Source organism: Oceaniferula flava (genome assembly GCF_016811075.1).
GTDB classification, from domain to species: domain Bacteria; phylum Verrucomicrobiota; class Verrucomicrobiia; order Verrucomicrobiales; family Akkermansiaceae; genus Oceaniferula; species Oceaniferula flava.
The window spans coordinates 1-18,171 of the sequence record NZ_JAFBGL010000007.1 but is presented as its reverse complement, the minus strand read 5'-3'; the positions used below and the strand labels follow the sequence as shown (position 1 = coordinate 18,171).

10 protein-coding genes are annotated in these 18,171 nt (G+C 53.4%); 8 read left to right on the top strand and 2 right to left on the bottom strand.

Annotated features, from left to right (window positions below; genetic code table 11):
- The first annotated feature begins 12 nt into the window (after positions 1 to 12).
- On the top strand, positions 13 to 1,851 hold the full coding sequence (locus JO972_RS11090) for a sulfatase (RefSeq protein ID WP_309490116.1): 1,839 nt from the start codon (positions 13 to 15) through the stop codon (positions 1,849 to 1,851).
- Between the two features lie 171 nt (positions 1,852 to 2,022).
- A complete protein-coding gene (locus tag JO972_RS11085; protein WP_309490115.1) occupies positions 2,023 to 2,874 on the top strand; it encodes a PEP-CTERM sorting domain-containing protein in 852 nt (283 codons plus the stop codon).
- Between the two features lie 84 nt (positions 2,875 to 2,958).
- On the opposite strand, the gene JO972_RS11080 is transcribed toward JO972_RS11085, so the two are convergent.
- The gene (locus JO972_RS11080) at positions 2,959 to 3,624 is read right to left on the bottom strand and encodes a response regulator transcription factor (protein ID WP_309490114.1); all 666 of its coding nucleotides are present in this window, start codon (positions 3,622 to 3,624) and stop codon (positions 2,959 to 2,961) included.
- A gap of 5 nt (positions 3,625 to 3,629) precedes the next feature.
- Positions 3,630 to 5,624, bottom strand: coding sequence for an ATP-binding protein (locus tag JO972_RS11075; protein WP_309490113.1), 1,995 nt, complete (start codon positions 5,622 to 5,624; stop codon positions 3,630 to 3,632).
- 169 nt (positions 5,625 to 5,793) lie between these two features.
- On the opposite strand from JO972_RS11075, the gene JO972_RS11070 reads away from it, so the two are divergent.
- The 6 genes from JO972_RS11070 to JO972_RS11045 all read left to right on the top strand — a co-directional run bounded on the left by JO972_RS11070 (position 5,794) and on the right by JO972_RS11045 (position 18,001).
- Positions 5,794 to 7,719 carry a sulfatase gene (locus JO972_RS11070; RefSeq protein WP_309490112.1) on the top strand — a complete coding sequence of 642 codons (1,926 nt, stop codon included), beginning with the start codon at positions 5,794 to 5,796 and terminating at the stop codon, positions 7,717 to 7,719.
- A gap of 22 nt (positions 7,720 to 7,741) precedes the next feature.
- Positions 7,742 to 9,631, top strand: coding sequence for a sulfatase (locus JO972_RS11065; protein ID WP_309490111.1), 1,890 nt, complete (start codon positions 7,742 to 7,744; stop codon positions 9,629 to 9,631).
- Positions 9,632 to 9,754: 123 nt separating this feature from the next.
- Positions 9,755 to 11,212: a sulfatase-like hydrolase/transferase gene (locus JO972_RS11060; RefSeq protein ID WP_309490110.1), complete on the top strand. Its 1,458-nt coding sequence runs from the start codon at positions 9,755 to 9,757 to the stop codon at positions 11,210 to 11,212.
- A 6-nt stretch (positions 11,213 to 11,218) separates the two neighbouring features.
- Positions 11,219 to 13,600, top strand: coding sequence for a glycosyl hydrolase family 95 catalytic domain-containing protein (locus tag JO972_RS11055; protein WP_309490109.1), 2,382 nt, complete (start codon positions 11,219 to 11,221; stop codon positions 13,598 to 13,600).
- Between the two features lie 172 nt (positions 13,601 to 13,772).
- Positions 13,773 to 17,267: a hypothetical protein gene (locus tag JO972_RS11050; protein WP_309490108.1), complete on the top strand. Its 3,495-nt coding sequence runs from the start codon at positions 13,773 to 13,775 to the stop codon at positions 17,265 to 17,267.
- Positions 17,268 to 17,281: 14 nt separating this feature from the next.
- Positions 17,282 to 18,001 carry a hypothetical protein gene (locus tag JO972_RS11045; protein WP_309490107.1) on the top strand — a complete coding sequence of 240 codons (720 nt, stop codon included), beginning with the start codon at positions 17,282 to 17,284 and terminating at the stop codon, positions 17,999 to 18,001.
- Positions 18,002 to 18,171: the final 170 nt, after the last annotated feature.

Below are 18,171 nucleotides of genomic sequence, written 5' to 3'. Positions count from 1 at the left end.
ACTCAATATCTTATGAAGAAATCCATCGTAATGTTAGCCAGCGTCTCGCTGCCATGGCTGGGCAGTCTCCATGCTGAGGAGAAGCGCCCTGAGAAACCGAATATTTTACTGCTGCTCACCGATGACCTCGGGTGGCAGGACGTGAAATGCTATGACATCGACGATCCCTCACCGTATGAAACTCCCAACATCGATGCACTTGCCAAGAAAGGCGTGATGTTCTGGCAGGGGTATTCGCCCACGCCGGTCTGCGCCTCGTCCCGCTGTGCCATCATGAGTGGCAACCACGCAGCCAGGGCACAGAAGACCAGTGTGGTCGGTGGTGCCCCGCCCGCACCACGGACTCCGAATTCACGTATGATGGATCCATGGTACAGTGGCCGGATGCCAGCCGATGAACTGACCCTGGCCAAGATCCTCGGTCAGAACGGTTATACCACGGGGCACTCAGGAAAGTGGCACATCGCCATCAGTCACAACGCCTTTCCGCAGCCAAAAGATGTGGGGTTTGATTACAGCCGCTCCGACCGTGGCTCGCGCAGTCGGATGGAGGATCGACTCTCAGGTTTCGCGACCGAGGCCGCTGACGACCCATATCGACTCGATCAAAATGGTTACCCCTTTCACCAAACGAATGAGGACGCACTGGCCTTTTTGAAGGAGAATAAAGACAAACCATTTTTCCTCTACTACGCCACCTGGTTAGTGCACTCGCCAATCCATACCCGCTCCGAGGCCCACCTGAAAAAATACGCCGAACGCATGGGCGTGGACCCGAAGGATGTCTATACCAGGGAGGATTCCGGGCAAAAGAACCCGTTCTACGGCGCCATGGTGCAGGAGCTTGATTACTATGTCGGTCAGGTCTTTGATTACCTGGAGAAAACCGACGACCCCCGCTGGCCGGGTCACAAGCTGAGTGAGAATACTTATATCATCTTCACCTCGGATAATGGGGGCATGGAAGGCAATCCCAAGGAGCGCTACACCGATAACAATCCACTGGATCGTGGTAAGATTTCCGCCAAAGAAGGAGGCACCCGCGTGCCCCTGATCATCACCGGACCGGGAATTGCCTCCGGCGTGCAGACTCAGGTCATGGCGAATGGGCTGGATTTCTACCCGACGATTTTGTCGCTTACCGGAACCAAGAAGCCGGCGGATAAAAACCTCGATGGCTGTGATCTCTCCACGCTTTTGCATAAGGACCCGACCGATGCCAGCTTGGTCAAAGATGCCGAGGGTAAGGTGCGTGATACCATGGTGTGGCACTTCCCCCACGGTGCCGCCATGGAGAGCAGCATCCGGATGGGCGACTACAAACTGATCCGCAAATACGATCATGTGAAAAATGCCGCCACCACACCGCTGCAGCTCTATCATCTGTATCGAAGCGAAAATGGCAAGGCGGTGCGCGTGGATATCGAGGAGGCCAAGGATTTATCCGCAACAATGCCAGAGAAGGCCAAGGCGATGAATCAACGGCTCACGGAGATTCTCACCGAGATGGACGCGAGTTATCCTTACTACAACCCGAAGACCAAGATCCCTCTGCCGAACAAAGACAAGGTCCCGGAAGTGCTATCACAAAAACGCAGCGAAGATACCGTCGAGTTCACTTATCAGGAAAACGGAGCCAAGGTCAAACGCGCCGACCTGATCTATACCATGAACCCCGGCGAGCGATACGAAGAGTGGTTCCGTGCTCCGGCTACCGTCGTTTCCGACAGTAAAGTCAGCGCGAAAATCCCGGCGGGAGCGAAGAAGTTTTTGATCAACTTGATCGATGAAAATCAATTCCTGGTGAGTTATCCGGAATGGAAGAAAAAGACGGGGAAAAAGAGTCATTAATCATAGATCGGGGCTCTCAAAGTAGATGTTTAGGTATATTAGAAGATGTTCATGAGAACATAGGCAAGACGACGGGTAGCCATTTTTAGCCGAGTGGGTAGCTTCACATAGGAGAAACGACTAATCGAACTAAGTCGCTAAGAAACAACCCGTCGAATTAGAATAACCAACATGAATACTCGAACAATCCCCCCTCGTAACAAACAGAAACCTCTGCGTGTAATTGGAGCTTCCTGTCTTGCTCTGAGCCCTCTGGCAGCCCCAGCAGCTACTTTGATTTCTGATAGCTTCGATGCAGGGACGATCAAAACAAATTCACGCATTCGGACGTCTCAGGTCGATGACGGTTGGTATACAAGTAACAAGGAAAATCCATTGTGGAGTATCTCTGGAGGCACGCTTTCCAATGCAGGCACGAGTGCAACATCACTGGATAACGAGGCTCCGATGTCGACCGTTATAGCCACCGACGGTTTGGCCGCTAATTTGAGCCAACTCACCTTGTCATTCGACTACACAGTGGGCAGCACCGCTACCCTGAAGTTTGCCCTCTACGGATACACGGTGAATACACAAGACGGTGGTGGGACTAGCGACATTCTGATGAACAATGGCACGTCGAACGGTTCCTTGCAGAACAATACCCAGGCAGAACTCAGGCATGGTGACATCAACCTGCTGACTGGCGCGGACGCACCGCAAAGCATGAACAATGACCTGACCTTTGCGGCTGGCACAACAGGCTCATTTAGCACGACGGTTGATCTGGCGAGTTACGCCTGGCATGCCGACGAAGCGGCCGATGCAACTCCTAACAACACACCGGGGTTGAGTGGTAACATCACAGGGGTTTCTGATTTTGATTACGTGGCATTGGTCTTTTACACCGATGTCTCGGATCCCTTGACGGCTACGACAACGAGCTTGGATAATATCAGCTTAATCGCAACCGTGCCTGAACCCAGCTCGGCCGCGTTATTGAGCTTGGGGGGGCTCGCTCTCCTGTTCCGCCGTCGTGCGTAAGCAGACTCCCAAAACATAGGATCTCTCTTACTCCCCAGTGGCCATTGTGGTCGTTGGGGATTTTTTTGATCACTTGGTCAGCTGTTATTCATCGGTTGGAAAAATGCCGAGCTGATGGGCTTTGTTCACTGCTGACGGAGCATTCTTAACGTTGAGTTTTACATAGATGTTTTCCACGTGAGCCGCCACGGTGCGCGGGCTGATATCGAGCCGGTCACCCACTTCCTTTTTCTGCAAACCTTCACCGATGAGTTGTAGCACCTCCATCTCCCGTTGACTGAGTGGTGTTTCTTCGGAGCTCGCCGGGGGCTGTTTTTTTATCTGACCAATGAGGAATTTCGCCACGGTCGGATCAAGCGATGCACCACCATTCATGACGTTGTGGATGCCGTCAGTGAGTTGATCGAGCGTATTGCTCTTGAGCATGTAACCCGATGCTCCCTGCGAGATAGCCGTTACGATATCGGCCTCTTGATTCGATTGAGTGAGAATGATGACTTTGGTATCCGGGGAATACTCATGAATCCACGGCAGCGCTTCAAGCCCGCTCATCCCCGGTAAATTGAGATCCAGTAGGACGAGGTCAGGAGCAGCGTGGGCGGAGGCACTTTCCAAACTACGTAGGGCGATTTCTGCCGTGCCAAACTGACTGGAGAGGCTGATATCGGTCTCGCTCGCCAGCGTCCGCGTGATCACCTTGCGGTAGGCTGGGCTGTCTTCGATCAGCATGATATTGATGGGAGATTTCATAATTGTTAGGCGCGGGGTTGAGTTGATGTGCGATTGAAGAGACTACGTCTGCGAGGGCGAAGTTGTAGGGTGATCTGTGAACCTCCTGTGGCTAAGTTTTCAGCGAGCACGCTGCCCCCCAGCATTTTGGCACGGCGCCGTAGTGATTCGGGTGCCTGTGCCTCTGATACGCCCACGCCATTGTCGCGGACAGTTAGCCTGATGAGGTTTTCGTTGGCAGTGAGTTCAGCTGTGACTCGGGTGGCACCGGAATGCCGGATGATGTTAGTCAGACATTCTTTGTAAAATAGGTAGAGGTCGATGCGCCGACGAGGCTTCAGCTGGTGCAGGATGTTTTGTTCTGGAAACGAGGTTTCATAATCGAGGTCAGCGAGTAACCGGGTGGTCGCTTGCTGCATTTCTCCGACCAGATTAGCGTGGATTTCCTTGGTCTCTAACATGTTGGTGCAGTAGCGCGCTGTTTCTCCTGTTTCTTCTGTCAGTGAGCGCACTTCATCGATCACCTCATTTAGCTCAGCCCACTCGTCGGTAGCATTTTTTCGAGCTACGATTCTTTTTGCAAAGTCACCGAGTAATCCGATCGCGTGCAGGTTGGCGCCAAGCTCATCGTGGAGGTTCGCTGCGATACGCTCACGGGTTCTGGCGATGGCACGCTGGCGCGAGATGTGACTGAACCAGATGACACTCAGCGTGCCCACCAGTAGGATGGCCGCGAACCAGCTGATCCATCTGAGGTTGGTCTTTTGGCTTGCGTAGCGGCGCGTGAGTTCTTCGGCGATAGAGAGCCGTTCGGTGTCGAGTCTTTGTCGGCGTGTCAGCTGATGCATCCAGTCTTTGATCGGGAGGATGGCTCCATAGAGGTTTCGACCGTCTGTCAATGCTTCCAGCGATCGGTGCACGGTGGCTTCTCCGGTGGTGCTTACTTTTTTTCCCAAGGCAACGTTGTGGTTGTTAGAAAACAATTGAATTTCAGCAAAACCAATGCGGAATGTATTCGCCGGACGGTTGTCTATGATGCGGACATATCGACAGCGGGTGGCAGGGATATTCCACATCATAATAGGCCCTGTTTCGTAGGAGCTTTGCATTTCCTGTTCGAGCAGGCTGATGGAGTCTGAAAAGTCAGAGCGAGACGCCCCCTCGATCCGTAAATAGTGAGGGATCCCCAGATCTCCTGCATGCGCCTGGGGCACGGTGTCGCTTTGTTCAAGGGCGTGTAGCTGGATGCGGTCGATTACACTTTCCGATTCCAAATCAATGGTTAGCACGGAGGATTGGTTCGGCTTACTGATATAAGCCACACTTTGTAATCCCTGGGCAGCGTTCATCAGGTAGGGGGTAAATCCGTCGACCAGAAAGCGCGAATTCCATGGGCTGGTCGATATTTCATGATGCTGGGATGAGGTTTGGACTGGCCGGTGCAGGGCGACATTTTTTCCATTACTATAGACGAAGACCTCCGCGAGCTGGAAAAGATAGTGAGCATTGGTGTATTTATCGAAAGCTCGTAACGAGAGCTCGGTCGCTTCGATCCTGACCCATGAGGCTTTCACTCCATAGGCTGGCAGGATGCGAGGAGCAATGCCCATTGGCTCGCTGGTGGCCGAGCTATACTCTCCAAGGAGTGTTCCCGGGTCATCGGGGGATGTGCCCGTGATGATGCGGAATTCGGTAGGAAAACCATCGGCCTGGAAGCCTTCTTCAGAGTCGCGATAAATGTTGGGAACGAGGATGATTTCATCGAGAGCGCAGACTTCGCCGAGATTGATCTGCACCCACTCGGTGTGCTCGTTGGTTTCATGGCGAGCTGATCGGTAGCCGATGGAGCCAACCCCCGTGCGCAGACTGGGATGCGCCAGCTGGCTGAGTTCGGCATCGATTTCTTGAAGCCGTTGTTCCAGTTGCGAGAGTTTGAGCTCACTGAGAGGCGTAGCTGCCGCCAACAAGGGAAGAACTCCGTAGAGGAGCGCTAAGAGGGCAAGGAGTGGCAGGGTTCGCATAGCTTGTAACTGTATCAGAACGTTTCGTTCACTCCAACATTCTAGGCTGACTGTGTCATCAAGCAATATCGGCTAAACGACCTATGGACGGATGAGCTCCATCGCGGTAGGGTAGTAGTTGCTAAGTGGTGCATAGATCCACTGGTAACAACGAACCTATAATACTTTGATGAATTTGATACCGTCGATTACTTTCACCCTCGCTCCGCGTATACGTCGTCGTTTTGCGCGTAGCCTGGCAGTTGGAACTCTCGCCTCGCTGCTGGTCGGACAAGCCGCCATGGCCGATAACCCACCACCTAACATCATCATTTTCTACGTCGATGACCTCGGCTGGCAGGATGTGCAGATCAATGATGTCGATAAACCATGTCCCTTCGAGACTCCAAATATCACGAAATTTGCTAAAGCTGGCATGAATTTCACCCAAGGCTACTCGCCAGCGCCTACCTGTTCACCATCGCGCGCAGGCATCATCACCGGCCAGCACCCGGCGAAAATTGGCATGACCCATGTCACCCTTGGGAGAATCGAGGAGGGAGGAAAGAGCGAGCGATTGGTGGATCCGTATCTCCAGGATCCGCTGGACCTGACGCTGCTCACCTTGGCCGATGCGATGAAGGCGAATGGTTACCGCACCGGGCATTCGGGCAAGTGGCACGTCGGCCTGGATGCTTCCAGCTATGGCTTCGAAGTGGTGAACCAGGAGCGTGGCCCGCACCGCAGCATGCCCGATCGCACCAAAGGCTTTGCTACGGCAGACGATAAGAAATATCCTCTCAGTAAGGAAAAATACGCACCGTTCAGTGACAAGAAGCCGCAGGGAATTTCCTACCCCTATGACGAGGTGACTGAATCGGCATTGAAGTTCATCGGTGAGAGCGGAGACAAGCCGTTTTTCCTCAACCTGTGTCACTGGATGGTTCACTGGCCGGCGCTGACTCGTAATGGCGAGTTATTAGAATATTATTGCGACAAGATGGGCCAACCCTTCCCTCCGAAGCCTGGCGACATGACGCTTCCTGGCCAACAGAACCCCTACTTTGCGTCGATGGTGACCACCGTCGATTGGAGCCTCGGCCGACTTGTGGATTACCTCAAAAAAACCGACGATCCGAGACAGCCTGGGAAAAAGCTGATCGAAACCACTTACATCTTCTTCACATCCGACAATGGGGGGGCGGAAAAACGTGGCAAAGAAATCCTCTCAGACAACGCCCCATTGAAATACGGCAAGGCCCACGCGGAAGAGGGCGGCATACGGGTGCCCATGGTGATCTCAGGACCAGGAATCGAAGCCGGCAGCCAGTTCGATGGATTGGTCAATCAGCTCGATTACTTTCCCACGATCCTGAAGCTCACGCAGTCGAAGATCGCTCCGGAAGATGCCAAAGAGCTCAGCGGCTTGGACATCTCCCCGGTGCTCAAAGGGGAGTCGCAGAAAATTGTCGATGCAGCCGGGAAAGAGCGCGATCACCTCTTCTGGCACTTTCCCCACGGTGATGAAGATTCCATGAGATCCGCCATCCGCAGAGGTGACTTCAAGCTCTACAAGCGCCATGTGCCGAATGACTATGAACTCTATCAGATTTATAAAGACGGCAAACGTAACGACTACGAGGAAGTCAAAGACCTCGCGAAAAACCCTGAGTATAGCGATGTGGTGAAACGCCTCAGCGAAACGCTGGAAGCCGAGCTCGCCGCCAACCACGCCGAAGGACCGTATCTCAATCCGAACTATGCCGAGAAGACCCTGCCTGTGGCCGAGCTGGGGAAAGTTTCGTTCAAGGCAAACACCCGCATGGCGCGGGTCAACGTCAAGCCTGACGGCCCAACGATCCAACAAGCTTATGTGATCTACTGCGATGCGCCGGTGGAGGGTAAGAAAAAAGGAGCGAAGAAAAAAGGTCGTCGTTCGCGTCAGGAGAAGGTACCTGAGGATGTGGCCATCCCCGGCATGCGCAGCCCCGCCAACCTTCTCAAAGAGGGAAAAAGTGCGAACGCAAAGATCCCTGAAAACATCGAGTATTACCGATTCATGGTGATCGATTCGAACAACTACGCGCAATACAGCGAGATCCTCCAAGCCAAGTAATGAACCTAACAATTATTGTCTTATGAAGAACCTCCACTTGTCATTATTCTCTATCGGAACGCTGCTCATCGCCGGAAACTCAGCGGTGATCGCAGCCGATCAGAACCGACCCGCCAAGCCCAACATCATCCTCCTGCTCACCGATGACCTCGGGTGGCAGGACGTGAAGTGCTATGACATCGACAAACCGTCGCCGATGGAGACACCCAATATTGACGCTCTGGCGAAGAAGGGAGTTCAATTTTGGCAGGCTTATTCGCCCGCACCAAGTTGTGCACCGAGCCGGGCTGCCATTTTAAGTGGTCTCCATCCTGCACGCGCGCAACTGACTCATGTGGTCGGCGGCAAACCACCCGCGCCTTACAGTAAAAAGGGCCACCGCATGATGCCTCCGTGGTATAGCGGGCAAATGACCGCCGAGCGTGTAACCATCGCTGAGGCATTAAAAAGCAATGGCTACACCACCGGCCACAGCGGCAAGTGGCACCTGGCGATCAAACACAATTCTTTTCCCCAACCGACAGATCAAGGTTTCGACTGGTCGCGCGGCAACTCAGGAGTCACCAGGAGAATGACGCCGCACCGATTGACGGGATTCGCCACAGAGAAGGCAAACGATCCGTATCGGCTCGATGAAAACGGATTCGCCACCCATGAACTCAGCGAAGATGCACTCACTTTTGTGCGTGAGAACAAAGACAAGCCTTTCTTTCTCTACTACGCCACCAAGCTCGTGCATGCGCCGATCCATACGCGCAGTGAGAAGCTATTGAAAAAATACGTGAAAAAACTCGGCGTGGAACTGCCTGAAAATCCACAGGAATGGAAGGGCGAGGGCCAGACCAATCCCTTCTACTGCGCCATGGTGGAAGAACTCGATTACTACGTCGGCCAGATGTTTGATTACTTGGAAAAGACCGATGATCCACGCTGGCCTGGACATAAGTTGAGCGAAAACACGTATATCATTTTTACTTCCGACAATGGAGGGATGGAAAACATGCCCGGCGAAGTCATCACCGATAACTACCCGCTCGATCGTGGCAAAATCTCCGCGATGGAGGGAGGCATTCGCGTGCCGCTGATCATAGTTGGGCCGGGGATCAAGGACGGTGTGCAGTCGGACGTGATGGTCAATGGACTCGATTTCTACCCGACGATTCTTTCTCTCACTGGAACTCAAGAACCTGAGGGGAAACACTTCGACGGCTGTGATATTTCCAAGCTTCTGAAAAGGGATCCCACCGACCCCAAACTGGTGACAAACGATCGCGGCGAGGTGCGCGATACCATGCTATGGCATTTCCCCAACAGTGTCGCGCTGGAAAGTGCGATTCGCGTGGGTGACTTCAAGCTGGTGCGTAATTACGATCACCTGAGCAACCCGAAAGTGCCCGAGCTGGAATTGTATCAGCTCTATGAAATGGGCTATGGAAAACCAAAACGGGTCGATATCGAAGAGGCCAAAAACCTGGTCAATGCGATGCCGGAAAAAGCAAAGGCGATGAATGCTCGGCTCACCGAACTTCTCACGGAGATGAAGGCGAGTTACCCGCATTACAATCCTCATTACCGGGCCACACTGCCGAACAAGGAGAAGGTGCCGTCGGTGCTTTCCCTGAAACAAAGCGGCGACAAGGTGGAGTGCGTCTATCAGGAAAATGGTGCCGAACTAGCTCGCGCCGACTTGATCTACACCCTCAACGGCGGAGACAAACACGGCGAAGAGTGGTTTCGCAAGGCTGCGACGGTGCTGGCCGGGAACAAGATTTCCGCCACCCTGCCCAAAGGAACCACGCACTACGTGATCAACCTGATTGATGAAAACAACTTCCTCGTTAGTTACCCGGATGTGAGCAAAGCGACCCGAAGTGCCAAAACACCATCGTCGACCGCGCAGGCCGTCGAATAAGTCCGTAAGTCAATGAGCGACATAGAAACGTTGTCAAAGGGTCTGGTAGGCCAAGGTGGACGGTTGAAATCAATGGGTGTCTGGCTCGTAGGATGTGGTTTGTTGTTCAGTCCGGCCTCCGCAATGGCTGCACCGACGCCGAAACCGAATGTCATTTTCATCCTCAGCGATGATCAGCGCTACGACTCACTGAGCCTGACCGGCAACCCGGTGACGCAAACTCCACACATCGATCGATTGGCAAAGCAGGGGGTGTTTTTTAAAAACGCCTTTGTCACCAGTCCGATCTGCGGTCCCAGTCGGGCCAACCTTTTCACCGCACAATGGGAGCGAACAAACCGGGTAGGATTCACCAGTGTCTCGAAGAATTTTGTCTCGGAGAAAGCATTTGGAAACAGCTTCCTGATGCAGCTCAAAGAGGCAGGCTACTCGACCGCTTTTATCGGCAAGCACCACACCAAGATTGCCGATCGCAGCAATACACAGCTCAAGCAGAATATCGATTTCTGTTATTATGGCGAAGGTCACCTCGGGTTTCATCCGGCCGACAAAAAGAAGACGTTTAGCAATTTAACAAACAAGTCGCAGATCGAGGGGCTGTTTGAGGCCTTTGAAGCGTATCTGAAGCCTGGCGATGATTCTTTCTACGAGAATGCTCATGCCTCGATTAAAAAGCAGCTCAAACCGCGCGATCCTAATAAACCATTTTGCGCATGGATTAACTTCAACCTCCCGCACCAGGCGAGCTTGGGAGGTATGGGGACAAGACCCGGAGATCCGAAGTTTTACTCCACACTCTACCAAGGCGAGCAAAACAAGTTCGCCATGCCAGCTGGCTACCCTGGAAATCTATCACTTCCCAAAGATGTCATCACCAGAGAAGAACAGCCGGGTTACTATCGATTCTCTGAGGCCTCGCTGAAGCGGTCGCTGCTGAAAACCTCCAGAGCCGTTTATGGGATCGATCAATTTGTCGGTAACCTTCGTGCGGTGTTAGAAAAACTAGGTTTGGCTGAAAATACCATCATCGTATTTTTCTCGGACAACGGTTTGCTCTACGGGGAGCATGGTCTCGGTGGGAAAACGATGCTTTACGAGGAATCGGTGCATGTGCCGCTGATCGTTTATTCGCCACACTTAGCCGCTGAAAACCGTGGCTCGCAACGAGCGGAGTTGGTGGTGGGGCAGGATATCCCCGCGACCTTGTTGGAAATGTGTGGGCTGAGCATTCCGGAAACCTATCAAGGACAGAGTATGGTGCCATTGTTAGGAAACAAAAAGGTAGGTTGGCGCGAAGACATCTTTCTGGAAAACCTGTTCACTGATCAAGGATACCCACGGCAGGATGCGGTGCGTGGCGAGCGATTTAAATACATCCGCTATTACAGTAAGGAAAACGACCGGAACAAGTATCTCCCCGACGGTATCGAAGGCGAGCAGCCGATCTACGAAGAACTTTTCGACCTGGCCAACGACCCTAAAGAGCAGCGGAACCTAGCGAACAATCCGGAATATGAAACGGTGCTGAAAAAACACCGCGCACGGTGCAAGCAGCTCAAGCAAGAGCTATCCCCTAAGTAGCGGAAGATGAGAGTATCAAAATTTATCCCCTTCGTTTTAGTCTTAGCGACGACACTCATTGGAGTGATTGCGGTTCCCAACAGCGCGGAGGCCAAGATCGGTTACAAAGAGTTTTTGGGAAACCACGACATGGTTTGGGATCGGATACCGAATCGTTGGGAGGTGGCTCCTTTCTCAGGAAACGGCAATGTGGGATTCACCTTCTATCAGCCGAAGGGCGCAAAGAATGTCATCTCGATCTTTACCAGTCGGCACGATTACTACGATCATCGGCTACCGTATGAGGGCAATCAATGTCTGTGGATCTATCGCTGTCGGCTTCCATTAGGTCACTTCAACCTCACCTCAAAAGGCGACATCACGGGTGTCGATTTACGTTTGGACCTGTGGAATGCGGAGCTGGTGGGCACGATAGCAACGACCGCCGGATCATATCGAGTGCGCGCTTTGACTCACCGAACCAGCGATGTCATTTATTTTGAAACGGACGCGTCTGATGGTGAGTCGGTAAAGATCTCGTGGCACCCTGAATTGGCCAAATCATCCGTGCGCCAAACCTTGGAACGAGGTGGAGGACCGAAGGGAGGCTTCTGGGACATCATGCGCAAGGCACCCTATCCTCTGCCGCCCGAGCCGGAGTTGAGCGAAGCGGACGGGATACAGTTTTGTCTGCAAAAACTCTACCAGCACCGAGGTGAAACCACGACCGCTTGGGAAACTCTGGGAGTTGCCGATGGGAAGCAAACTCTCCTCGCCAGTGTGCACCATAGTTTTCCAGAGAAGAATAGTAAGGCAACGGTCCAAGCCAACTTGCAACAGGCCAAAGAATCGCTGAAAGCGCAGAAGTTCATCGCCACGCACCGCCAGTGGTGGCACGCGTATTACCCGAAGAGTTTCCTCACCATGAACGATCCGGAGAAGGAGGCATTCTACTGGATTCAGATGTATAAGTTAGCTTCGGCCATGAGTGAGGACGGACCGATTCTTGACGTCCTAGGGCCGTGGTATCACTACACCTTCTGGCCGATGGTCTGGGGGGATTTGAACGTGCAGTTGATTTACTGGACACACCTCACCGCGAACCGGATGTCCGTGGGGGCGTCGCTTCCTAACAATCTGGACAAGTATGCTCATAACTTGGAAAAAAACGTGCCGGAGCGCTGGAAGGACAGCATGGCTCTGGGTGCCCTGTTTCCGCAGGACTGCCTTTCCTACGACAATGCCAAGACGCCGGACATGTTAGCCTGGATCTTGCATAACTACTGGCTGCACTGCGAATACGCGGGCGATCGGAAACGGATGCGTGACGGACTGTTCCCACTGCTACGCAAGAATGTGAATGGCTACCTTAACTATCTGCGCGAGAACCCGGTGAAAGCAGACGACGGCAAAATCCACATCAAGAAAAGTTGGTCGCCAGAATACCCGGGTGGCCGCGGACAGGATATCAACTTTACTATCGGTCTGCTGCGCTGGGCATGCCGCACCTTGATCGACATCGATAAAGAGCATCAGCTCAACGATCCCTTAGCCAGCAAGTGGCAGCATGTTCTTGATCACTTGGTGGATTTCCAAACGGATGAAAATGGTCTGCGAATTGGGAAAACCATCCCTTTCGAGAAACCACACCGCCACTACTCGCACCTGCTGCCATTTTTTCCTCTATCAGAAATCACTCCGGAAAACCCGAAAGATGCCAAGTTGCTGAAGACATCGGTCGATCATTGGTTAGATGTGACCATCAACGGCAAGGAGAAGGTGAAAGCAATGCCTGTCACCGGCTACACCGCAACGGGTGCGGCCTCCATGTATGCGCGACTGGGCGATGCGGAAAAGGCGGCTTACTACCTCGATTTCTTGATCAATCACAAGAATGTTTCCCCGACCACGATGTATGCCGAAGGCAATCCGGTGATCGAGAGTCCTCTATCGTTTGCCAGCAGCGTGCACGATATGTTGCTGCAGAGCTGGGGTGGGAAAATCCGGGTCCTTCACGGCACGCCGAAAGCCTGGGCGGATGTGGCATTTCACCAGCTGCGCACCGAAGGAGCTTTTCTGGTCAGTGCCAAGAAAAAAGCCGGCGTCACCCAGTTCGTGACGGTGAAGAGTCTGGCCGGTTCGCCGTGCCAGGTGCAGATCGATATTTCCAATCCTATCATCACGATCAACGGTGAGCAGGCAAAACCGGCGCAGGTAACGAAGACAGCAGACGGGTTTTATACGATCGATCTTCAACAAGGAGACCGCGTGACCTTCACGCCGGTCGCGCTGGATCAGGCGGATCTCAGCATTGTTCCGATCCCAGTTCCGGTGGATAAGCGGAACGCCTTTGGTCTCAATGATCAAACCATCCGCCTACCGGGGCATCGTTTTTATTTTCCTGAATAGGAATCGTGGCATCGGTTAAACTACGGATAGTCAATGGGATAGGATGAAGTTATATTGAATATCCATCATGGAGAAATGGTGAATGTGGGACCGAACGCCCTGCTCCCACGTCGCACAGCGTGTGATCTCCCAGTCATGATGGAATTGAACCTAATCGAACCTCCGTCATCTCATGATCTACTCCCATCCATCAGCACAAGGCCGTGGCTCTCAGCTGCGGAACAGACCTGCTTTCGTCCTGATCGCAACGGTCAGTGTCATGGTGCTGCTGGTGATGATTGCCATGGCGATGCTGAGTATGGCGACTCTCGAACAACGGACATCCGGAGAGTCACAGGCGTTGATTTCCGCACGCGCGAATGCTCGTATGGGTTTGATGTTAGCACTGGCTGAACTTCAGAAAGCCGCTGGACCAGATCAGCGGATCACCGCCAATGCCAGTATCGACGAGAACAACACCGCCCAGGCTCATCTGCTGGGAGTGTGGCGATCCTTTAAGCCGTCTAACAACGATACGAATGCCATTTCCTACTCAGCGCAGAAAACGGGCGACTTCATCCAATGGCTGAGTTCCACCACGCCGGAAAACCAAAGTAATCTCGCCTACGCCACGAAGTCACCGGAGGACTCCGTGATCTTGGTGGGTGAGGGGACCTTGCCGATGCCCTATGGTAATGTGCCCGAGAGTCAATACGTCCGCGCGAGCACGGTCGACGTGGCCGATCTCGGACAAGGTGGATCGGGGAAATACGCGTGGCATATCTTTGACGAATCACAAAAGGCAAACCTAACAATTGGAAGGCCAAGCCCTGAGACCGAGGCAGAGCGTGTCGCGGCGCTTGGCACCACAGGGCGTTCCGGCTTTCACGCTTTGGCTGATTCCGACGACTCCTACGCACCGCTTAGCGATATCACCAGCGACGAGCAAGCGAGGTTGGTGACTCTGGGAAGCTCCGCTCTGGTGGGTAGCGGCTCCAAGTTCGATCCCAAGGAGGGAAAGGCATTCCATTTCCTGAGCGCCGATTCCAAAAGCCTCCTGACCAATGTGGCCGAAGGTGGCTATCAGAAGGACCTCTCACTCTTGTTCGATGATGAGGCATTGCCGGCTGAATATGCCGATCGGTATATTTACAGCGACAGCGAAACGCCCATCGCTGCTGCTCCAGGTCGGTTCTCAGGTGCGGAACCGATGCCGAGTCCGGATCCCAAGTGGTCGCAGCTGCATTCCCACTATCAGCTTTATCAAAAAGTGAGCGTCGACAACGGGGCAGTGGGTATCGCGGCCAGTGACGATGAGCGGGAATTAGACAGCGGGTATTTCGATCGCCAGCAGCTGCAGCCAGTGATTTCCAACGCTCAGTTCATCTTTTCGATGGCACCGCAGGAACACAGCTTGGCTGATCCTTATGTAGGCTTTTTAGGCTTATGGGTGGACCTGGTGGTCACTGTGTGGAACCCCTACAACGTGGAGCTTCGGTTCGATGCCATGGAGCTGGAGTTCTATCGTTTTCCCTTACAAGTCGAGTTCTTCCGCGAGGATGAAAGTGGCGTGAAGAGTGCCTCGTCGGGGAAACCGGTGCACATCGCTTACATGTTCAACCGGGGCAACAACCCGACCGGTGTGGAGAACGTGCAAGACAAACTTCCCTACCGCGCCCGCATCACCGGACCCAGTGATGCCAAGGGGGTTAACGATATCGTGTTAAAACCCGGAGAATACAAGGTGTTTGGTGCGCCGAAGGGGACGACTTACAATCATAAAAACTGGAACTACACCAAAGGCTTGGTTTTGGAAGAAGGTTTCAATCCGAGAAGCGGTGGTGTGTTTGAGCGTTATATTTCCACCGATGAAAATTACAATGCCCAGTGTCCATGGCCCAATGCGAACAGTAATAAATCGCAAATTCAGGTGAAGCTCGGTGATGTTTATTCTGTTCGTGTTAGCCCGGCAAAGGTGCAGCGCACTGGTAGCTTGTGGCCGGAGACAAACAACAAGGAGATCGTTTCCTATCTGAAAATGTATCGCGGTGACGGGGGCAGCGATTCGAATGTCAGCGATGTCGATGCCTTTGCCTCAACCCTCGATGAGAACCGCATCCAGATTGGTGCCATCGAGATCGACCTGCCTGATGAGACCAGCATGGAGGCCAAACTTCCGAGCTTCGATACCAACCAGATGTCTCGGATGACAGTGACCGGGGCGAACCTCAAGCCGCAAGGTGATGCTTCGGAGAAAGTGCCTTTTCTGATCGCCTCGCTCCGACTCAAAACCGAGCAAGACTCCGACACCGTGGCGGGCAGTCCCAATGGCTCAATGTGGCTGCACAACGGAATCACCAACCCCTACTTCAGCATGGGGATCGATCAGGACGAGCATGAGAGGTTCCATCAGTATGAGCTGACCTGGGAGCCGATGACATCCTGGGACCAGGTGCCGGCGGTGGAAGTCGATAGCCAGAACCGAGGTTATGGCGCTGGCGGAGTGACATCCGGAACCGGGGTCAACTACGCCCCATATGCCCAAATCCCCCTCATCCCTTCGACCTCACTAGCCCAGTTTTCTCACGCCCCTTTGAATAGCGGCGGACAGGCACCGCTTACGACTCAGATTGTTGGAAATGCCTTTAACGCACCGATCATGCCCTTGTCGGAAAAAGCCACGTCAGGGAGCCTGGGAACGCATCTCGACCATTCCTACTTGGCGAACAACACCCTGTTCGATGGCTATTTCCTCTCGACTGCTGCTACTGAAGGAGGCCCTCTATTTGGCAATGCCCCACGTGATCTCAATACGGTGATCGCTGAATTTTTTGAAGATGGGAAAGCGTTGGCCAACCCTAATTTCGAGCCGGCCACGAGCATGACTCCATCGGTCAGCTCATCCGACTACGCTACTTTCGCACAGTATCTCTACAACCGGGGTGCCTTCAATGTGAACTCGACCACTGTTGAGGCCTGGGCCTTGTTTTTAGCCAGTGGCACGAACGAGTCGCTGCCCATTCTGGATGTGCTTACAGCGAATTCCACCTTGGCCGATGTTGCTGAATCTCCTGACGCGGTGGTGTCTCGTTTTTCCCCCATGATCGGCGACGAAGTGGCGGCAGACTTCGATGACCAGAGCCGCTGGGCAGGGCATCGCAGGTTGAGCCATGAGCAGATTCTGACCTTGGCGGAGCATGCCGTTGCCGAGGTCAAGAAGCGGGGCCCATTTCAGTCGGTCGCAGAATTTGTTAATCGCCAGTTGGTCAATGATCCCGCCACGGCAAATGCCGGAGCTTTGCAGACGGCTATTGAAAACGCAGAGCTCAATAGCGACTTCGGACTGCCAACAGCGCGCAACAACAACGAGCTGACCTCCGGGAATTTCACCGCGCATAGCTCGGATGGTGCCGCGACCCAGATCACCCAGGCTGACTTGCTCAGACGGCTTGCCCCATCGCTCACCGTGAGAGGCGATACCTTCCGCATCCGATCTTATGGAGAGGCCGAGCACGATGGAACGCAGGTCAAGGTGTGGTGCGAAGCGGTGGTGCAGCGGCAGCATGCCTTTGTCGATGACTCGCAAGCCCCCACAACAGCAACGGCAGCACTCAATGCCACCAACCAAAGTTACGGTCGCCGATTCGAAATTATCTCTTTCCGCTGGCTCGCCGCGGACGAAGTCTAACAATATATAGGTTTATGAAAATTTTACTCCCAGCCCTCAGCATCCTCGCCCTAGTCGCAAGCAGCCTGCACGCGCAGACCGCCGACCAGCAAACGGTGAAAGTCTCTCTGTATGCCTTCGAACATGCCAAAGACCACCACACGGTCTACCTAGCATCACCGAACAAAGATCTCTATGAGATTGCGCTCTCCACGGCAAATATCCTCGGGCCTTTTCAAACCGTGCGCGATGAGGACGGCGCAGTGACGCTGAGAACGCAAACGACCAACAAGGAGGGCGTCACCGTTTACCCCGAACTCGCCAAGGTGAAGATTAAACCCGGGATCAAAGAGCCCTTGCTGATTCTTATCCCAGTGCCGGGCGGTCAGACGTATCGGACTTTTGTCATGGACCGCAGCTTGCGAAGTTTTCCCAAAGGAACCTACAAACTGATCAATTTTTCACCTCACAAAGTTCGAGGTCTGATTGGTGAAAGCCGAATTCACGCAGCTCCACGGAAAACCATCAGCATCACTCCCTCGCTCAATGAGGAAGGACTCTTGGACGTGCATTTCCAATACGCCCACGGAGAAAGGTGGAAAACCTTCGGCCGCACCCGCTGGGTCAGGAGACAGGAGAAACGCTCGCTGCTGTGCACGTATATCGATCCGAAACGCAAAAGGATGAAAATTCGAGCCGTTAGTCTGCAAACGATCCGCCCTCGCAGTGAGCGGTTCAATCAAGCATCACGTTAGGAAATTTCCAGCCGTCACGAAGGATTGGCAATCCTTCGTGGGACAAGGATTTGATCAAGCTCACACCGATGAAGAGTGCAAACCCTTCCATGAGAAGGTATGTCAAAAGCAAAGTTGAAAATTCATTTTCACTATAGCCTAACAGTTACTTTTTTTAGAGGGCGCAAGCT

What these genes read in the sequence shown, in the direction of transcription:
- JO972_RS11085 (WP_309490115.1), top strand. Translation starts at nt 2,023, where the DNA reads ATGAATACTCGAACAATCCCCCCTCGTAACAAACAGAAACCTCTGCGT.
- JO972_RS11060 (WP_309490110.1), top strand. Translation starts at nt 9,755, where the DNA reads ATGGCTGCACCGACGCCGAAACCGAATGTCATTTTCATCCTCAGCGAT.
- JO972_RS11090 (WP_309490116.1), top strand. Translation starts at nt 13, where the DNA reads ATGAAGAAATCCATCGTAATGTTAGCCAGCGTCTCGCTGCCATGGCTG.
- JO972_RS11070 (WP_309490112.1), top strand. Translation starts at nt 5,794, where the DNA reads ATGAATTTGATACCGTCGATTACTTTCACCCTCGCTCCGCGTATACGT.
- JO972_RS11080 (WP_309490114.1), bottom strand. Translation starts at nt 3,624, where the DNA reads ATGAAATCTCCCATCAATATCATGCTGATCGAAGACAGCCCAGCCTAC.
- JO972_RS11075 (WP_309490113.1), bottom strand. Translation starts at nt 5,624, where the DNA reads ATGCGAACCCTGCCACTCCTTGCCCTCTTAGCGCTCCTCTACGGAGTT.
- JO972_RS11050 (WP_309490108.1), top strand. Translation starts at nt 13,773, where the DNA reads ATGATCTACTCCCATCCATCAGCACAAGGCCGTGGCTCTCAGCTGCGG.
- JO972_RS11045 (WP_309490107.1), top strand. Translation starts at nt 17,282, where the DNA reads ATGAAAATTTTACTCCCAGCCCTCAGCATCCTCGCCCTAGTCGCAAGC.
- JO972_RS11055 (WP_309490109.1), top strand. Translation starts at nt 11,219, where the DNA reads ATGAGAGTATCAAAATTTATCCCCTTCGTTTTAGTCTTAGCGACGACA.
- JO972_RS11065 (WP_309490111.1), top strand. Translation starts at nt 7,742, where the DNA reads ATGAAGAACCTCCACTTGTCATTATTCTCTATCGGAACGCTGCTCATC.